This is a genomic window from Xanthomonas sp. NCPPB 1826 (genome assembly GCF_056725285.1).
Window position 1 is genome coordinate 1,744,236 of record NZ_CM161521.1, and the last position, 16,499, is coordinate 1,760,734.

Here is a 16,499-nt window from a genome sequence, read left to right on the forward strand (position 1 = left end):
CGATTATCCGGATGCGGCGGGGGATGCCAAGCCGCGCGCATGCGTGCCGGCCAGATAACGCGTGGGTGGAGCGCCGAAATGGCGGTGGAACACACTGACGAAGGCGCTGGGGCTGCTGTATCCGAGCTGGTCGGCGACCTGGGCGACCGGGCTGCCCTGGCTGAGCCGCCGCAGCGCCTCTGCCAGCCGGGCCTGTTGCCGCCACTGCGCGAAACTCAGCCCGGTTTCGCTGCGGAAATGCCGGCTCAGGCTGCGCGCCGACAGCCCGCCCCAGTCGGCCCAGGCGTCCAGCGGGCGCGGGTCGGCCGGGGTATCAAGCAACTGCCGGGCGATGCGCAGCAGCCGCCGGTCGGCCGGCATCGGCAGGTGCAGGTGGTCGATCTGCACCTGGTGCAATTCGTCCAGCAGCACCGCGGCCAGGCGTTGCCGGGCGGGGGCAAGCGGCTGGCCCAGCGGCCAGTCGGCCGCGCGCATGATCACCTCGCGGGCGAGCCCGGTCAGGCGGATCACCCCGCCTTGCGCGGGCAACGCGGCGCAAGCGTCCGGCCGGACCACCACGCCCCAGCCGCGCAGCGGCCCGGCCAGTTCCACGGTGTGCTGCTGGCCGGGCGGCATCCAGCCGGCGCAGCCCGGCGGTAGCGACAGGGTTCCCTGCTCGGTGTGCACCGTCAGCACGCCGTGCTCGACATACATCAGCTGCCCGCGGACATGCGCATGCCGAACCGTCTCCGGCGCCCATACCGCGCGCAGGTCGGCCAGGAACGCGATCACCTCCGGTCCGTCGGCCCACTCGAAGCTGTCGCGCACGCCGGGCGGCAGGGCATCGCGTGTGGTTGGCGGATTTTCGACAGTCATTGGCGCAATTGTATTACCAGGCCAGGGGTGCAGGCGCGTAAGGTGGCGATCCTTGCTGGCGGTTTAATCCCGTTAGAAATATTTGCGTTGACAAATATATTTTTCGGAAGAAAATGGCCCGCCATGAATGACCTCTCCACCGCCTCGCCGTCGTTCGGCCTGCTGCTGCGCCAGGTGCGCGATGCGCTGATGCGTCAGCTCGATGCCGAAATGAAGGGCGAGCTGCCGGACTTCGGCTTCAGCCACTACGTCGGCCTGAAGATCCTGGCGGTGCGCTCGCCCTGCACGGCCAACGAGCTGGCGCTGGCGCTGGACCAGACCCCGAGCGCGGTCACCCGCCTGCTCGACAAGCTCGAAGCGCTCGGTGCGGTGCGACGCGAGCCACATGCGCAGGACCGGCGCGCGCTGCAGATCGTCATGACCGAACAGGGCGTGGCGCTGTGGGAGCGCCTGAAGCTGCGCGGCGAGCGCGCCATCGAGTATGGCTTGCGCGATCTGGCCCCGCCCGAGCGCGAGCAACTCACCTCTCTTCTCATCCGTGTCCGCGATGCACTCAACTCATGAACGCTGCTAGTTCCCCGATCAAGATGCTGCGCCTGCGGTCCACGCAGCTTGCGCGGCCGCTCGTCCTCACTGCGCTGACGCTGGCGCTGGCCGCCTGCGCCAGCAGCCGTGGGCTTGCCCCGCAGGGCACCATGCTGGAGCCGGGCGCGCTGCATGCCGAGCGCACCCTCGCGCAGGCCAACCTGAGCCCGGCCGCCTGGCCGGCCAGCGATTGGTGGCGCGCCCTGGGCGATGCGCAATTGAACGCGCTGATCGCCGAAGGCCTGCAGCACAGTCCCAGCCTGGCGGCGGCCGATGCGCGCCTGCGTCAGGCGCAGGCACGCATCGGTAGCGCGCAGGCCGATCGCGGACCCAGCCTGTCGGTGTCCGGCGGCTATGCGGGCGTGCAGTTGCCCGAATCGATGGTGGGCGATGAGCGCGGCGGCAAGTTCGGCGGCAACGGCCAACTGGTGCTGGACTTCCGCTATGGCGTGGACCTGTGGGGCGGCAAGCGCGCCACTTGGGAAGCGGCGGTGGACCAGGCGCATGCGGCCGAGGTGGACGCACAGGCGGCACGCCTGAACCTGTCGGCGGCGATCGCCGAAGCCTATGCGCAGCTCGACTACGCATGGCGTCTGCACGACGTGGCCAACGATGAGTTGACCCGCGTGCAGAAGACCCTGGAGCTCACCCGGCAACGCCGCGGCGCCGGCATCGACAGCGATCTGCAGGTGCGCCAGGCGCAGGCCCGCGTACCGTCGGCGCAGCAGCAGCTGCAGTCCGCGCAGCAGCAGATCGACGAGGCCCGCAACGCCCTGGCCGCGCTGGCCGGGCAGGGCCCGGATCGCGGGCTGGAGATCGCGCGCCCGACGCTGGGGGCGGCCATCGCCACGCAGCTGCCGAGCAACCTGCCCGCCGACCTGCTGGGCCGCCGCCCCGACGTGGTCGCCGCGCGCTGGCGCGTGGAGGCCGCCGATCAGGATATCGCCGCCGCCAAGACCCGCTTCTACCCCAGTTTCAACATCACGGCGCTGGGCGGTGTGGTGAATCGCGATGTCGGCCAGTTGCTGGAAAGCGCCTCGGTGTTCGGCGTGGTTGCGCCGGCGCTGAGCCTGCCGATCTTCGATGGCGGCAAGCTGCGCGCCAATCTGGCCGGCAGCGATGCGCAATACGACCTGGCGGTGGCCGATTACAACCAGAAGGTGATCGACGCCCTGCGCGAGGTAGCCGACCAGGTCAACGCCGTGCGTTCGCTGGAGCAGCGTGCGCGTGCGCAGGACGACGCGGTGCAGACCGTGACCGCCGCCTTCGAACTGGCGCAGCAGCGCTACCGCGCCGGCATCGGCAGCTACCTGGAAGTGCTCAGCGTGCAGGAGCAACTGCTGCTCGCACGCCAGCGCATGGCCAGCCTGCAATCGCAACAACTGTTGGCCTCGGTGAGGTTGCAGCGTGCCCTGGGCGGCGGATTCACGCCGGAACCTGCGCGCGATACCGCACACGCCGCGACCACTTCCGCACAACCGAATTCCTGAGACAGCGACGATGAGCCAGACGACTCCAACTTCTTCCCAACCTGCGCCGGCCGCGCCCAGCAAGCGCCGTGCGGCGCTGCGCATCGTGGCCATTGTGGTGATCCTGGCGATCATCGGTCTTGTGGTGTGGTACTTCCTGGTCGGCCGCTGGCACGAAGACACCGACGACGCCTACGTGCAGGGCAACCAAGTGCAGATCACCCCGATGGTCGGCGGCACCGTGGTCAGCATCGGCGCCGAAGACGGCATGCGCGTGGAGCGCGGCCAGTTGCTGGTGCAGCTGGACCCGGCCGACACCGCGGTCGCGTTGCAGCAGGCCGAGGCCAATCTGGCCAAGACCGTGCGCCAGGTGCGTGGTCTGTACCGCAGCGTGGAAGGCGCGCAGGCCGAACTGTCATCGCGCGAGGTGAGCCTGCGCAGCGCACGTGCCGACTTCGCACGCCGCAAGGATCTGGCCGCCAGCGGCGCGATCTCCAACGAAGAACTGGCGCATGCCCGCGAGGAACTGGCCGCGGCCGAAGCGGCGGTGAGCGGTTCGCGCGAGAGCTTCGAACGCAACCGCGCGCTGGTGGACGACAGTGCGGTGGCCAACCAGCCGGACGTGCAGACTGCCGCCGCGCAGCTGCGTCAGGCCTATCTCAACCATGCGCGCACCGGCGTCATCGCGCCGGTGTCCGGCTACGTGGCACGTCGCTCGGCGCAGCTGGGCCAGCGTGTGCAGCCCGGCAGCGTGCTGATGGCAGTGGTGCCGCTGGAGCAGGTGTGGGTGGAAGCCAACTTCAAGGAAACCCAGCTCAAGCACATGCGCCTGGGCCAGGAAGTGGAGCTGCATTCGGATCTGTATGGCGGCGGCGTGAACTACACCGGCCGCATCGAAAGCCTGGGCCTGGGCACCGGCAGCGCGTTCTCGCTGTTGCCGGCGCAAAACGCCAGCGGCAACTGGATCAAGATCGTGCAGCGCGTGCCGGTGCGCATTGCGGTCGATGCCAAGCAACTGGCCGGCAATCCGCTGCGCATCGGTCTGTCGATGAAGGTCGACGTCAACCTGCACGACCAGCAGGGCAGCGTGCTGCCGACCAAGTTCGCCAATGGCGCGGTGTTCTCCACCGACGTGTATGCGCAGCAGTTGCAGGCCGCCGACGCGGACATCCAACGCATCATCCAGGACAACCTGCCTGCGCAGGCTGCGTCCAAGGCGGGCTAAGCCAGCATGTCTTCGCAAGCTCCCACCGCGCCAGGCGGTCCCTCGGCACCTGCGCCCGCTGCCGGCTTTCGCCCGGCGAGCGTGGCGCTGTGCACCGTGGGCCTGGCGATGGCCTCGTTCATGCAGGTGCTGGACACCACCATCGCCAACGTCTCGTTGCCGACCATCGCCGGCAATCTCGGCGCCAGCTCGCAGCAGGCCACCTGGGTCATCACCTCGTTCGCGGTCAGCACCGCGATCGCCCTGCCGCTGACCGGCTGGCTGAGCCGCCGCTTCGGCGAGACCAAGTTGTTCGTGTGGTCGACGCTGGCCTTTACCGTGGCCTCGTTGCTGTGCGGCCTGGCCCAGAGCATGGGCATGCTGGTGGTGTCGCGCGCGCTGCAGGGGTTTGTTGCCGGGCCGATGTACCCGATCACCCAGAGCCTGCTGGTGTCGATCTACCCGCGCGAAAAACGCGGGCAGGCGCTCGCCTTGCTGGCGATGATCACCGTGGTGGCGCCGATTGCCGGGCCGATCCTGGGCGGCTGGATCACCGACAACTACAGCTGGGAATGGATCTTCCTGATCAATGTGCCGTTGGGCATCATCGCCAGCAGTATTGTCGGTTCGCAGTTGCGCCATCGCCCCGAGCAGCTGGAAAAGCCGCGCATGGACTACATCGGCCTGATCCTGCTGGTGGTCGGCGTCGGTGCGCTGCAGCTGGTGCTGGACCTGGGCAACGACGAGGACTGGTTCTCTTCCGACAAGATCGTGGTGCTGGCCTGCGTCGCTGCCGTGGCGCTGGTGGTGTTCGTGATCTGGGAACTCACCGACAAGGATCCCATCGTCGATCTCAAGCTGTTCCGGCATCGCAACTTCCGCGCCGGCACACTGGCGATGGTGGTGGCCTATGCGGCGTTTTTCAGCGTGAGCCTGCTGATTCCGCAATGGCTGCAACGCGACATGGGCTACACCGCGATCTGGGCCGGCCTTGCCACCGCGCCGATCGGCATCCTGCCGGTGCTGATGACGCCATTCGTGGGCAAGTACGCGTTACGTTTCGACCTGCGCATGCTCGCCACCGTCGCCTTCATCTTCCTGTCGTTCACCAGCTTCCTGCGCTCCAACTTCAACCTGCAGGTGGATTTCAGCCATGTGGCCACCGTGCAGCTGGTGATGGGCGTAGGTGTGGCCTTGTTCTTCATGCCGGTGCTGCAGATTCTGCTCTCGGACCTGGATGGTCGCGAGATCGCGGCAGGTTCCGGCCTGGCCACCTTCCTGCGCACCCTGGGCGGCAGCTTTGCCGCATCGCTGACCACCTATCTGTGGGCACGCCGCACCCAGGTGCACCATGCGCACATCACCGAACACATCTCGGTGTATACGCCGGGCATGCAGGAGCAGGTCACCGCGATGGGGCAGGGCGACCTGCAACGCGGCGCAGCCTCGCTCAACAATATGATCAACCACCAGGCCTCGCAGATGGGCTTCAACGACATCTTCTACCTGCTCGGCTGGACCTTCCTGGCGATCATCTTCTTCCTGTGGCTGGCCAAACCACCGTTCGGCGCAGGTGCGGGCGGCGCGGCGGCGGCGGGCGGGCATTGAGCGCGAGTCACAAGGCGCTTGGCCGCTCTAACATCGGCTAAGACAACGACTTCATGCCGGTGTAGTGCAGAGCGGGTGATCTGCGACTTGGCTGCAGGGCTCTTGCCCGCCCACCCTCGCGGGACACGCCGCAAGTACGTCCGTGTAGGCTCTTACGCGGCATCCATGCCGCGTAAGGTCCCGCGACGGTGGGTGGGCAAGAGCCAGTCGAGATGGTTGGTGTGCGCAGCACTTTGCAAAGCAACCAGCAAACCGTTTGGAGCGGTGAGGGCGCTGCAACCTTGACCGGCGCAGATGCGGCGATTCGTGTGTTCGCGCTCAATGTGTTGCTGTTTCCGGCGTCCCGCAATGCGCTGGACAGCCTTGCCGAGGCGTATGAGGCAAGCGGAGATCTCGCCCGTTCGAGTGCCATCCGGAAGGGCTTCAAGGACATGCCCGCCCCGCCCAGGAAACAATGATCAGACCGAGGGCGTGAGGTCTCAGCTGTTTGTTGCTGGTTGCAGCTCGACTGCGCGGTTCGGTGGTGCGTCGCCGTTGTCCGACTTCGGTTCGTCATGCTCGGTGTCATGGCGCGGCGTGTCGTCCTGGGGCGCGAGCAGTTGCAGCCGCTTGCCCTGATAGCGGAACTCGAGCGCGTCCTGTAACTGACGCAGTGCTTGCACCTGGGTGCATAGCGCGTTGGCGTTGGCCTCGATGGTGGACGCCTGGGCATCCAGCCTTGCATCCAGTTGGCCCTCCATCTGTTGGGCGCGTTTGTCGATTCCGTCCGAACGCCCGGTGACGATCTGCCAGAGCATGTGGCGCGCGATGCTGCCCTTGAATTGCTCGGCTTCGTGTTCGACGTAGTTCGCGAAGTTGCCGCCGAAGGCCTCCTGCTCCCAACGCCCCCTACCCAGGGTGCCGTCGACATACGCGCGTGCGCGCTTACGCAGCCGTTCGATCTTGCGGGCGTTGAGTGCACTGCCTGTCATGACCTCGATGACACCACCGAGCGCGTCGTAACTGAGGTCGATCACCTGATAGGCAATGCCGGCAACCTGCGGCATCAATGCGCGGGTGCGTTGTTCCATCTCCCAGAGGCGTCGTGCATCGGCCGTGCTGGTCTGCTGCAGCTTGTGGTCGATGCTCAGTTCGCCGCCGTGGAAGAAAATTTCGCGTGGCCAATCGCTGTCGCGGTAAAGCCAGATGCCGCCGCTGTCGGCGAGCACGTTGAATGGTGTGCCGAGACCGCATTGCTGCGAAGACACCTGCGCGCGATGGCGCGGGGCATCGTGTTTGTCGGTCTGCTGTGCCCGTGCATGCGGACTGACAACGGCCGGCAGCAGGGCAAGCCAGAGGAGGATGCGCATGGGGCGTGCTGCCGTCGTTGAGGCGTCGTGCATGGTCGCTACAGCGGCAACAGCTGGTCGCGTGTCGAAAGTCACTGACACCGCACCCTTGCGACGCTGCCGATCTGCAGACATCACCGATGCCGACACACCATCGTGCAATCGTATGGCCCAGACGCAAAAAACCCCGCCTGAGCGGGGTTTTTTACGATCTATCGTGAGTCGTGGTGCCCAGGAGAGGACTCGAACCTCCACGAAGTTGCCCCCGCTAGCACCTGAAGCTAGTGCGTCTACCAATTCCGCCACCTGGGCGACTCAGGAGGCGAATTGTGCAAGTTGCGCGCGACGCTGTCAACGCATCCGGCACAAATTTTTCGTGGTGGCCGGTGTCTGCTGGCGAAAGGAGAAGACGGCGTGGCGGACATGCGCACTGCATGCCCGCCACCACACCGGATTACGGCAGCTGCGCCGCCTGCAAGCTGACCTCTGCACTCTGCACCGGTTCGCTTGCCGAACGCGCCAGCTGCACGCGATAGGTGCCGGCGGCAATCGTCCAGTGACGCGCCTTGGCATCGAAGTCGGCCAGCGTCTTGGGTTCGGCGATCACCTGCACGGTGCGCTTTTCGCCCGGCTTGAGCGTGAGCTTCTGCCAGCCGATCAGGCGCAGCGGGGTGGCATGGCCGTCGGGCAGGGTGACGTAGAGCTGCGGCACGGCGGCGCCTTCGCGCTGGCCGATGTTTTCCACCTCGAAGTTCGCCGTGAGCTGGCTGCCGTTGGCTTCCACGCGCAGCCCGCCCATGCGGAACTGCGTATACGACAGGCCATGGCCGAACGCATAACGCGGGGTCAGCTTGCGCGCGGCGAACCACTTGTAGCCGACGTTGGCGCCTTCGATGGCGTAGTCGATGCTGTCTTCGCCCGGCTTAGCCGGCTTGAAGCCCAGGCCCGGGATCGAGGGACGCGGTAGCTGCGATTCGTCCACCGGCCAGGTCACCGGCAGATGGCCGGAAGGATTCACCGCACCGGTCAGCAGGTTGGCGATCGCCTCACCGCCGCCGATGCCCGGATACCACGCCTGCAATACCGCCGGCACGCGCTCGGCCCAGGGCATGCGCACCGGGCCATTGGTTTCCAGCACCACGGTGGTCTTGGGGTTGGCCTTGGCCACCGCCTCGATCAAGGCATCCTGGTTGTCGGGCAATTGCATGTCCGGCAGGTCCACCGATTCGGCCGACCATTGGGTGGCGAACACGATCGCCACATCGGCGGCCTTGGCCGCGCGTGCCGCGGCAGCGCGGTCCTTGCCGTCGACATAATCGATCTGCACGTTCGGCAACGCGGCGCGCAGTGCCTGCAGCGGCGAGGACGGATGGATGATCACCGGGCCGGGCCAGGTGGTCGGGTTGAGGCCGGGTACGGCGTTGCCACCGTTGATGGTGTAGTCCACACGCGAGGAACCGCCGCCGGACATCACGCCCTTGTCGGCATACCCACCGATCACCGCGATGCGGCGCACGTCCCTGGACAGCGGCAAGGTGGCCTGCTCGTTACGCAGCAGCACGCTGCCTTCCTCGGCAACATGCTGCGCGGACAGCTGCCCGGCCTTGCCGTCGATCGGCTGGCGCTGGGTGGGATGGTCGAACGCGCCATGCGCGAACAGGCTGCGCAGCACGCGCTTGACCATGTCGTCGAAGCGCGCGCGCGGCACCACGCCGGCCGACACCGCCATGCGCAACGGTGCGTCGAAGAACACCGCCGCATCGAACACTTCGCCGGCCGATTGCTGATCCAGCCCGGCCAGGGCCGCCTTGGAGCCGCTGTGCACGCCGCCCCAGTCGGACATCACGTAGCCGGGGTATTTCCATTCCTGCTTGAGTACCTGGTTGAGCAGGTAATCGTGCTCGCAGCCGTAGATGCCATTGATCTTGTTGTAGGAGCACATCACAGAGGCCGGGTCGCCGATCTTCAACGCGATCTCGAACGCCAGCAGGTCCGATTCGTGCATCGCCTGCTCGCCGATCTCGGCGCTGTGGAAATTGCGGCGCGTCTCCATGTCGTTGAGCGCGTAGTGCTTCATCGTCGACAGCACGTGCTCGCTCTGCACGCCGCGGATCGACTCGCCGACCATGGTGCCGGCCAGCAGCGGGTCTTCGCCGGCATATTCGAAATTGCGTCCGTTGCGCGGGTCGCGCTGCAGGTTGACGCTGCCGGCCAGCAGCACATTGAAGCCCTGCTGCCAGGATTCGCGGCCCATGGTCTTGCCGCCGGCATAGGCTAACTGCGGATTCCAGCTCGACGCAGCCGACGGGCCGGACGGCATCGCGGTGGCGAAGTCGCCCTTACGGATGCCGCCGGGATTGGTCACGCCCACGCCGGCATCGGCCAGTTGCTGCGCCGGGATGCCCAGCCGTGGGACGCCGGGGACATAGCCGGCCGAGCCCAACGCGCCCTCGGGCTTGGGAATCTTGTCGGTGCCCAGGCCGAAGTAGCTGCGCAACATCTGGAATTTTTCGTCCTCGCTCATCTGCGCGAGCAGACGGTTGGCGCGCTGGTCCGCGGTCAGCGCGGTGTCCATCCACGGCTGCACTGCGGCGGCGGTCTGTGCGCCGAGCGGGGCGGCAAACGCGGTGCTGACGCCAAGGGCGATGGCCAGCGCGAGATGGCGTGGCCTGGAGTGTGTAAACGGTTTCATATCGAGGTGTGGCACGGGTGGTCCTTGTGGTGCGGTTGCAATCAGGGGAGGGCACCGCAGTGCCCAGGTTCGAAAGGCGCGCGTGCGCGCCGAATCAGGTGCTTGCCGGAAGCGGGTGCCGGCTCAGAACTGCGTCTGTCCCGTGCGTAACACCGGATACAGGCGGTAGCGCTCGTCCCAGGAGGAATGCAGGCGGGCGAAGAATTCCAAGCGTGCCTTCGGGTCGGCCGCGAAGGCCGCATCGCTGGCCAGGCGCTGTTCGAACTGCGCCTTCACTGCCGGGTCGCGCTCGAGCAGGTCGCGCGCGACCTCTTCGGCGACGTAGTCCTCCATGTATTCCTTGCGCTCGAATGCGGTGTTGAACACGCCCCATTGCAGCAGCGAATCCGGCGCCTGCGGTTCCAGCATCGCCATCACCAGGCGCGACCTGGCCTGGGCGATCGGCACGAACAAGGAGCCGGCCGGCACGGTGCGGGTTTCATCGCGCCATTGCCCGGTGATCTCCAGGTTCTGGTGGCCTTCGTTGGAGCGCGCGGCAAACGTGGCCTTGTCGGCACGGAAGCTCTGCACCGGATGGGCGGCAGTGGTGGCGATGGTGTCGAAGGCGATGCCGTGCAGGCGCAGTTTCTCCGCCACCAGCGCCGCTTGCGCGGCAGGTACCAGGTAGCCGCCGCGTGGCGCATCGACCACTACGTCCGGCTTGATCTGATCGCGTAACGGCACCTTCCAGAGTTGTGGCCTGGTCTCGTCGTAGCGCGTCATCAACGCGCCGGAAATCGGCGAGGGCGTACGCGTGTAGGCGTAACCACGGAAGGCCACGGTGCGTGCGGCCGGGCCGGCAGCGAAGCTCAACGGCTCCATCTCGCCGGCCAGCCTGGTGGCGCGCTGATCGGCCGCCAGCGCATCGGCGCGCCAGCTGACGCCGTTGCGCGCGGCCTGCTGCAGCACCGACACGATGGCGTTCCGGGTGACGCGTACGCGCACCGGGTAGGTCTTCCACGAATGCGTTTCCACCAGCATGCCGAAGCGGTTGCGCAGCAGGAAATAGCCATGCGAAAACCGCGGTGGCGACACGTCGTCGGCAAAGCCCGAGGTCGGGTCGTCCTCGTGCACGAACGAGGGGTAATACGGCAGCGGCAGCGAGCCCTGTCTGGACAGGTCAGCAATTACCGCATCGCGCCAGCGCGTGCCGTCGCGTTGCAGCGTGGCATCGCCGGCGTGCACGGGTTCCACCTGCACCGACACGTCGTGCTCGAACTTGGCGCCATCGGTGACGTGCAGGTCCACGTACATCAGCGGATCCCAGTGCTGCACCAGCCGCAGCATCGCCTGCATTTCCGGCGCGTCGGCCTTGAGGTAGTCGCGATTGAGATTGAGGTTCTGCGCGGTGGTGCGCCAGCCCATCTGCTCGGGGCCGCGCTGATTGGGCCGGTTCCAGGTGCCGAAGCGCTCATGGCCGTCGACGTTGAACACCGGCACGAACACCCAGACCAGTTTGTCGAGCACGCCTTTGCCGGTTTTGCCGTCCAGCAATTCGCGCAGGGCCAGAAAGCCCGCGTCCTTGCCGTCGATCTCGCCGGCATGGATGCCGCCTTGCACCAGCACCACCGGCAACTTGCGCTGCGCAGCGCTGTCGGCATCCAGTGCGCCGCTGGTGGAGACGATCAGCGCCTTCATCGGCCGGCCTTCCGGGGTGGTACCGAACTCGATGCAGCGCACCGCCTGCGGGTAGCGCTGCGCAAAGGCATCGCAGAGCGCGATGACTTCATCGTAGCGTCCGGTTTGCGCAAACCCGCTGCGCTCGGCCTGGGTGGTCAGCGGGTCGGCGGCCAGTGCGGCAGGGGCGGTGGTCAGCAGCAACAGGCTCAGGGCCAGGCGGGTGAAGCGGGGCATCCAGCGGTCCAGTGTTCCAGGAAAACGTTTGCAATGTAGCCGAGCCGGCGCAGCAGGCCAATCTGCACTGCGTCATGACTTGCGTGTGATCGGCGTGGTTGCGGCGTACCGACAGCATTTTTCGGCACGCCTGGGCTGGAGGACGTGTCAGGTGCACCGCAACGGCGGCAATGAGCGCAGCGGCGTCGATGCATGCCGCGCGCATCCAAGGCCTTATCCCATGGTCGCGATGGCGGCCAACCGGCGGCCGCCGGTACGATAGCGCGTGTTTTCTGCTCGACCGGACTGCCCTTGACCACTTCCACCTTGCCGGGCCCCACTGCCGGTGCGCGGCTGCCGCGCCAGATACCCTTCATCATCGGCAACGAAGCCTGCGAGCGTTTCAGCTTCTACGGGATGCGCAACATCCTGGTGCAGTTCCTGATCACCTCGCTGCTGTTGCAGGAGGTCAGCGGACCCGGCCGCGAGGCCGAGGCCAAGCACATCCTGCACAGCTTCATGATCGGGGTGTTTTTCTTCCCGCTGCTCGGCGGTTGGCTGGCCGATCGCTTCTTCGGCAAATACAACACCATCCTGTGGTTCAGCCTGGTGTATTGCGCCGGGCATGCCTGCCTGGCGCTGTTCGAAGGCAGCCGCAACGGATTCTTCCTCGGGCTGGGCTTGATCGCGCTGGGTGCGGGCGGCATCAAGCCGCTGGTGGCCTCGTTCATGGGCGACCAGTTCGACCAGTCCAACAAGCACCTGGCCAAGGTGGTGTTCGACGGCTTCTACTGGATCATCAACTTCGGCTCGTTGTTCGCCTCGTTGTTGATCCCGCTGGCGCTGAAGAACCTGGGCCCGGCGTGGGCATTCGGCATTCCGGGCATCCTGATGTTCGTGGCCACGCTGGTGTTCTGGCTGGGCCGCAGGCGCTATGTGCGGGTGCCGTTGCCGCCGAAGGACCCGCACGGCTTCGGTGCGGTGGTACGCACCGCATTGCTGACACAGGCGCCGGGGCAGGGCCGCCCGGGCCTGATGCTGGCAGTGGTCTCGGTGCTGCTGGCGCTGGCGTGCTTCGCGCTGGTCGACCAGCTCGGCATCGTCATCTGCCTGTGCATGGCGCTGGTGCTGTTGCTGGCCGGCATCGGCGGCGGCACCTGGTGGCAGCTGGAGCGTGCGCGTGGCACCCATCCCGATACCGCGGTCGAAGGCGTGCGCGCGCTGCTGCGGGTGCTGGTGATCTTCGCGCTGGTGACGCCGTTCTTCTCGCTGTTCGACCAGAAGGCCTCGACCTGGGTCCTGCAGGGGCGCGAGATGACGATGCCGGCCTGGTTCACCGCCTCGCAGATGCAGGCGCTCAATCCGCTGCTGGTGATGCTGCTGATCCCGTTCAACAATCTGGTGCTGTATCCGCTGCTGCGACGTGGCGGCTGGGAGCCGACCGCGCTGCGCCGCATGACCTGCGGCATCGCCTTCGGCGGCCTGGCCTGGATCGCGGTCGGCGCCATCCAGATCAGCATGGACGGCGGCGAGCCGATGCATATCGCCTGGCAGATCCTGCCCTATGCGTTGCTGACCTTCGGCGAGGTGCTGGTGTCGGCTACCGGGATCGAGTTCGCCTACAGCCAGGCACCGCCGTCGATGAAGGGCGTGGTGATGAGCTTCTGGTATCTGACCACCACGGTGGGCAATCTATGGGTGCTGCTGTCGAACGTGGCAGTGCGCAACGCCACGGTGACCTCCCACATCGCCGATACTGGGCTCAGCGAAGCGGCATTTCTGATGTTCTTCTTCGCGGCCTTCGCGTTCCTGGCGGCACTGGCCTTCGGCCTGTACGCGCGCGGGTATCGCATGGTCGACAATTACCGTTCTGCCTGAGGTCCGCATGATTACCCTGATCCTGATCGCCATCACCGGCATCGTCTCGTGGATGGCGTTCAACAACCGCAAGCTGGCCGACCGCCTGGTCCTGTGGCCGCCGGCGCTGGACAAGCACAAGCAGTACGACCGCCTGGTCACCTACGGCTTCATCCATGCCGACCTGGGCCACCTGGTCTTCAACATGATCACGCTGTTCTTCTTCGGCCGGGTGATCGAAAAAGTGATGACCCAGCTGACCGGCAGCGTGCTGACCTACCCGCTGTTCTATCTGGCGGCGCTGGTGGTCTCGATCCTGCCCAGCTATCTGAAGAACCAGAAGAACCCGAACTATCTCAGCCTGGGCGCCTCCGGCGCAGTGTCGGCGGTGTTGTTCGCCTTCATCCTGCTGCAGCCGTGGACCATCATCCTGGTGCTGTTCATTCCGGCGCCGGCGATCATCTACGCGGTGTTCTATGTCGGCTACAGCCTGTGGATGGACCGCCGCGGCGGCGATCGCATCAACCACAGCGCGCACCTGGCCGGTGCCGCGTTCGGCGTGATGTTCATGCTGATCATGGAGCCGCGCGTGCTGCAGGTATTCCTGCAGCAGCTATCCAATCCGCGTTTCGGCTGATCGGTTGGCAAACCGACCGCTGGCCGCCGGTGGGCACGCGCGGTTAGGTCGACGGTGTCGGGAAGAGCGGGCCGCCTTGGGCGACCGGACCATGACCCTCGCGAGTGCGCGCGTGGTCCTGGGCAGTGATGCGATGCCGGCTCAGGCCGCGTCGCGGTTCTGGTCGCCAGCGACGCTGCCGGTGGGCACCGACCCGTAGGCCTGCTGCAGGCGCTGGTACACCGTGTCGTTGAGCTGCGCGAAGTCGGGGTTGTGGGTGTCGCCCGTGATGGCGAACTGGAACAGGCCTTCCAGCAGCGAGCTATCGCTGTCTGCGCTGTGTCCTGCCGAATCGTTGTGCATGCGGTGACTCCTCGTAGGTAAGGCGAAGGCATCGGCGGTCGCGCCGGCCCGGCTTGCAACGGGCGCCTTCGGCTGAGCTATCGGCGCGGCGCGAGCGAACTTAAGTGCCGGTCCGGCAGGCTGCGCGGGCGGTCACAGCATCGATTCATTTTCACGCAGGCGCGGCGCCGCGCTGGTCACACTGCTCGCCATCGTCACTGCCTCGTGCAGACCACCATGGAGGCAGCGACAGTGCAGGCAGACCACGATTCCACGCAGCAGCTCTTCAGCGTAGACACCGATGGACAACGTGCCGAGCTGGCATACCGTCTGGAAGGTGAGCGCATGACCATCACGCATACGCATGTGCCCGACGCGATCAGGGGACGCGGCATTGCCGCAGTGCTGGTCGAGGCTGCCTTGGCCCACGCGCGCCAGCAGGGCTACAAGGTCGTGCCTGCCTGCAGTTACGCCGAGGCGTATATCCGGCGGCACCAACAGTTTCAGGATCTGCTGGCCTGATCGCCGGCAGCGTGTCTTTGCAGATGTATCGATGGGGAGCAGGTGGGAATGGGGCGGTTGTCAGGAGTGAACGCAGTCCGGGGCTTGCTGATGCTGGCCGTGTTGGCAGGATGTACGCAGCGCGAGCCGACAACGGCCGAATCGGCACAGCCGGCAGCTGACGCAACCGCTGCTGCGGCACCGCCGGCCGAGCCCGTGCTGGTGCAAAGCGGCCCGCTGGAGGATGTGATCGAGCAAGCACCCGCCTATATGGTGGGTATCAGCTATCCGCGTGGGCTGGACGCGTTTCCCGAGCTGAGCGGACTGATCCGCAGCTATGCGCAGGCAGCACGCGCCGAACTCATGGAAGCGGTGTCCGGGCTCGGCAACGACAAGCCAGCCGCACCTTACGAATTGTCACTGGCGTTCGAGACCGTATTGCAGACCCCGGACTTGATCGTCGTGTCCGCTGACGGCAGCCGCTATACCGGTGGTGCGCATGGCGAGCCGTTGGTGGCGCGCTTCGTCTGGCTGGTCAAGGAGCGCAGGCAATTGACCGCGCAGGCCTTGATTCCGGACCCGGCAGGCTGGGAAAAGATCGGGCGCGAGGTGGCCGTGCAATTGCACAACGCCGCCACCCAGCGCGTGGAAGCCGATCGCGTGCCGGTCGCAGAACAGGCCGAGCAGGTGGCCTCGGCCGATCGCATGATTGCCGAAGGCACTGCCGCGCAGGTCGACAACTTTGCCCAGTTCGTGCCGGTGCTCAATCCGGCCGGGCAGATCACCGCGCTTCGGTTCGTGTTTCCGCCGTATCAGGTGGGACCGTATTCGGATGGCACGCAAACGGCCGAGGTCGCTGCCTCAACATTGTTGGCGTCGGTCGCGCCGGAATATGTACATCTCTTCGCACGCTGAGGTGTCACCCCGCAGATGATGTGATTGAATGGCTTGGCCATTCAGTAATGTAATCAAACGGGTGATATGAGTAGTTTCGATCCAACCGCAAGTCGCGTGGACCACACCTGTGTGCGCTATCCGGCGTTTCCGCGTGAACCAGCCGTCCTGGTGCGGCTGATCAAGCATCTCTACAAGCGACTGCATACGCAGGGTTGTGTGCGGCTGAAGCCATACGGCATCAGCCCGCCGGAATACGAGATTCTGATGATGCTCTACGGCACCCCGGAGCAGGCGATCACGCCTACCGAGGTGGCCGAGGCCGCCAGCGAAAAGCCGGCCAACATCACCCGGCTCACCGACCAGTTGTGCGAGAAGGGCTTGATCGCGCGTGGCAGCAGCCCGGACGATCGGCGCAAGATCATGCTGACCTTGCAGCCGGCAGGCCTGGCGTTGATCAACAGCCTGCTTCCCGACGCCTGCACGCTGCTCAATGCAGAGACCTCCAGCATCAGCGATGCCGAGCAGGTGCGGCTGGAAAAGCTGTTGAGGAAATTGCTCGACGGCGTGGATTCGGTCGAGCTCTGAGCGCGGCGTCTGCGGCTCGCGCAGCACGTTTCATCGCGACCATCAAAAACGCCGCCCGGATCGCTCCGGGCGGCGTCTTGGTTTCAAC

Annotated in this window: 15 protein-coding genes and 1 tRNA gene; 10 read left to right on the forward strand and 6 right to left on the reverse strand. The window is 66.1% G+C overall.

Annotation, left to right across the window (positions count from 1 at the left end; all coding sequences use genetic code 11):
• Positions 1-3: 3 nt before the first annotated feature.
• Positions 4-855 carry an AraC family transcriptional regulator gene (locus AC1PLA_RS07550; RefSeq protein WP_481105898.1) on the reverse strand — a complete coding sequence of 284 codons (852 nt, stop codon included), beginning with the start codon at positions 853-855 and terminating at the stop codon, positions 4-6.
• A gap of 123 nt (positions 856-978) precedes the next feature.
• On the opposite strand from AC1PLA_RS07550, the gene AC1PLA_RS07555 reads away from it, so the two are divergent.
• From AC1PLA_RS07555 to AC1PLA_RS07575, 5 genes are all read left to right on the forward strand, one after another.
• A complete protein-coding gene (locus tag AC1PLA_RS07555) occupies positions 979-1,419 on the forward strand; it encodes a MarR family winged helix-turn-helix transcriptional regulator (protein ID WP_481105899.1) in 441 nt (146 codons plus the stop codon).
• 23 nt (positions 1,420-1,442) lie between these two features.
• Complete coding sequence (locus AC1PLA_RS07560) at positions 1,443-2,930, forward strand: AdeC/AdeK/OprM family multidrug efflux complex outer membrane factor (RefSeq protein WP_181142528.1); 1,488 nt, start codon at positions 1,443-1,445, stop codon at positions 2,928-2,930.
• Positions 2,931-2,940: 10 nt separating this feature from the next.
• Positions 2,941-4,134, forward strand: coding sequence for an HlyD/EmrA/EmrK family protein (locus tag AC1PLA_RS07565; protein WP_047125658.1), 1,194 nt, complete (start codon positions 2,941-2,943; stop codon positions 4,132-4,134).
• A 6-nt stretch (positions 4,135-4,140) separates the two neighbouring features.
• Positions 4,141-5,721, forward strand: a complete 1,581-nt coding sequence (locus tag AC1PLA_RS07570) for a DHA2 family efflux MFS transporter permease subunit (protein ID WP_024938907.1) — start codon at positions 4,141-4,143, stop codon at positions 5,719-5,721.
• Between the two features lie 221 nt (positions 5,722-5,942).
• Positions 5,943-6,179 carry a hypothetical protein gene (locus tag AC1PLA_RS07575; RefSeq protein ID WP_481105900.1) on the forward strand — a complete coding sequence of 79 codons (237 nt, stop codon included), beginning with the start codon at positions 5,943-5,945 and terminating at the stop codon, positions 6,177-6,179.
• A 21-nt stretch (positions 6,180-6,200) separates the two neighbouring features.
• Here AC1PLA_RS07575 and AC1PLA_RS07580 read toward each other — a convergent pair whose 3' ends face one another.
• The 4 genes from AC1PLA_RS07580 to AC1PLA_RS07595 all read right to left on the reverse strand — a co-directional run bounded on the left by AC1PLA_RS07580 (position 6,201) and on the right by AC1PLA_RS07595 (position 11,634).
• Entirely contained in the window at positions 6,201-7,103 is a 903-nt protein-coding gene (locus AC1PLA_RS07580) for a DUF2884 family protein (protein WP_481105901.1), read from the reverse strand.
• 171 nt (positions 7,104-7,274) lie between these two features.
• Positions 7,275-7,361 (reverse strand) — tRNA-Leu (locus AC1PLA_RS07585).
• Positions 7,362-7,503: 142 nt separating this feature from the next.
• A complete protein-coding gene (locus AC1PLA_RS07590) occupies positions 7,504-9,741 on the reverse strand; it encodes a beta-glucosidase family protein (protein ID WP_481105902.1) in 2,238 nt (745 codons plus the stop codon).
• 123 nt (positions 9,742-9,864) lie between these two features.
• Entirely contained in the window at positions 9,865-11,634 is a 1,770-nt protein-coding gene (locus AC1PLA_RS07595; RefSeq protein WP_481105903.1) for a M14 family metallopeptidase, read from the reverse strand.
• A 291-nt stretch (positions 11,635-11,925) separates the two neighbouring features.
• Here AC1PLA_RS07595 and AC1PLA_RS07600 point away from each other — a divergent pair, with 291 nt between their 5' ends.
• Positions 11,926-13,491, forward strand: coding sequence for a POT-type proton-dependent oligopeptide transporter (locus tag AC1PLA_RS07600; RefSeq protein ID WP_167704307.1), 1,566 nt, complete (start codon positions 11,926-11,928; stop codon positions 13,489-13,491).
• A 7-nt stretch (positions 13,492-13,498) separates the two neighbouring features.
• Positions 13,499-14,107 carry a rhomboid family intramembrane serine protease gene (locus tag AC1PLA_RS07605; RefSeq protein WP_104594812.1) on the forward strand — a complete coding sequence of 203 codons (609 nt, stop codon included), beginning with the start codon at positions 13,499-13,501 and terminating at the stop codon, positions 14,105-14,107.
• Between the two features lie 141 nt (positions 14,108-14,248).
• On the opposite strand, the gene AC1PLA_RS07610 is transcribed toward AC1PLA_RS07605, so the two are convergent.
• A complete protein-coding gene (locus AC1PLA_RS07610; RefSeq protein WP_481105904.1) occupies positions 14,249-14,449 on the reverse strand; it encodes a hypothetical protein in 201 nt (66 codons plus the stop codon).
• A gap of 216 nt (positions 14,450-14,665) precedes the next feature.
• Here AC1PLA_RS07610 and AC1PLA_RS07615 point away from each other — a divergent pair, with 216 nt between their 5' ends.
• The 3 genes from AC1PLA_RS07615 (at position 14,666) to AC1PLA_RS07625 (ending at position 16,411) form a co-directional block, all read left to right on the forward strand.
• Complete coding sequence (locus AC1PLA_RS07615) at positions 14,666-14,950, forward strand: GNAT family N-acetyltransferase (protein ID WP_481105905.1); 285 nt, start codon at positions 14,666-14,668, stop codon at positions 14,948-14,950.
• A gap of 48 nt (positions 14,951-14,998) precedes the next feature.
• A complete protein-coding gene (locus AC1PLA_RS07620) occupies positions 14,999-15,844 on the forward strand; it encodes a DUF3298 and DUF4163 domain-containing protein (RefSeq protein ID WP_039528199.1) in 846 nt (281 codons plus the stop codon).
• 66 nt (positions 15,845-15,910) lie between these two features.
• The gene (locus tag AC1PLA_RS07625; RefSeq protein WP_039520389.1) at positions 15,911-16,411 is read left to right on the forward strand and encodes a MarR family winged helix-turn-helix transcriptional regulator; all 501 of its coding nucleotides are present in this window, start codon (positions 15,911-15,913) and stop codon (positions 16,409-16,411) included.
• The last annotated feature ends 88 nt before the right edge of the window (positions 16,412-16,499 follow it).

Coding starts and splice junctions, on each gene's coding strand:
- AC1PLA_RS07550 (WP_481105898.1), bottom strand. CDS start 855: ATGACTGTCGAAAATCCGCCAACCACACGCGATGCCCTGCCGCCCGGC.
- AC1PLA_RS07555 (WP_481105899.1), top strand. CDS start 979: ATGAATGACCTCTCCACCGCCTCGCCGTCGTTCGGCCTGCTGCTGCGC.
- AC1PLA_RS07560 (WP_181142528.1), top strand. CDS start 1,443: ATGCTGCGCCTGCGGTCCACGCAGCTTGCGCGGCCGCTCGTCCTCACT.
- AC1PLA_RS07565 (WP_047125658.1), top strand. CDS start 2,941: ATGAGCCAGACGACTCCAACTTCTTCCCAACCTGCGCCGGCCGCGCCC.
- AC1PLA_RS07570 (WP_024938907.1), top strand. CDS start 4,141: ATGTCTTCGCAAGCTCCCACCGCGCCAGGCGGTCCCTCGGCACCTGCG.
- AC1PLA_RS07580 (WP_481105901.1), bottom strand. CDS start 7,103: ATGCACGACGCCTCAACGACGGCAGCACGCCCCATGCGCATCCTCCTC.
- AC1PLA_RS07590 (WP_481105902.1), bottom strand. CDS start 9,741: ATGAAACCGTTTACACACTCCAGGCCACGCCATCTCGCGCTGGCCATC.
- AC1PLA_RS07595 (WP_481105903.1), bottom strand. CDS start 11,634: ATGCCCCGCTTCACCCGCCTGGCCCTGAGCCTGTTGCTGCTGACCACC.
- AC1PLA_RS07605 (WP_104594812.1), top strand. CDS start 13,499: ATGATTACCCTGATCCTGATCGCCATCACCGGCATCGTCTCGTGGATG.
- AC1PLA_RS07610 (WP_481105904.1), bottom strand. CDS start 14,449: ATGCACAACGATTCGGCAGGACACAGCGCAGACAGCGATAGCTCGCTG.
- AC1PLA_RS07615 (WP_481105905.1), top strand. CDS start 14,666: ATGGAGGCAGCGACAGTGCAGGCAGACCACGATTCCACGCAGCAGCTC.
- AC1PLA_RS07620 (WP_039528199.1), top strand. CDS start 14,999: ATGGGGCGGTTGTCAGGAGTGAACGCAGTCCGGGGCTTGCTGATGCTG.
- AC1PLA_RS07625 (WP_039520389.1), top strand. CDS start 15,911: ATGAGTAGTTTCGATCCAACCGCAAGTCGCGTGGACCACACCTGTGTG.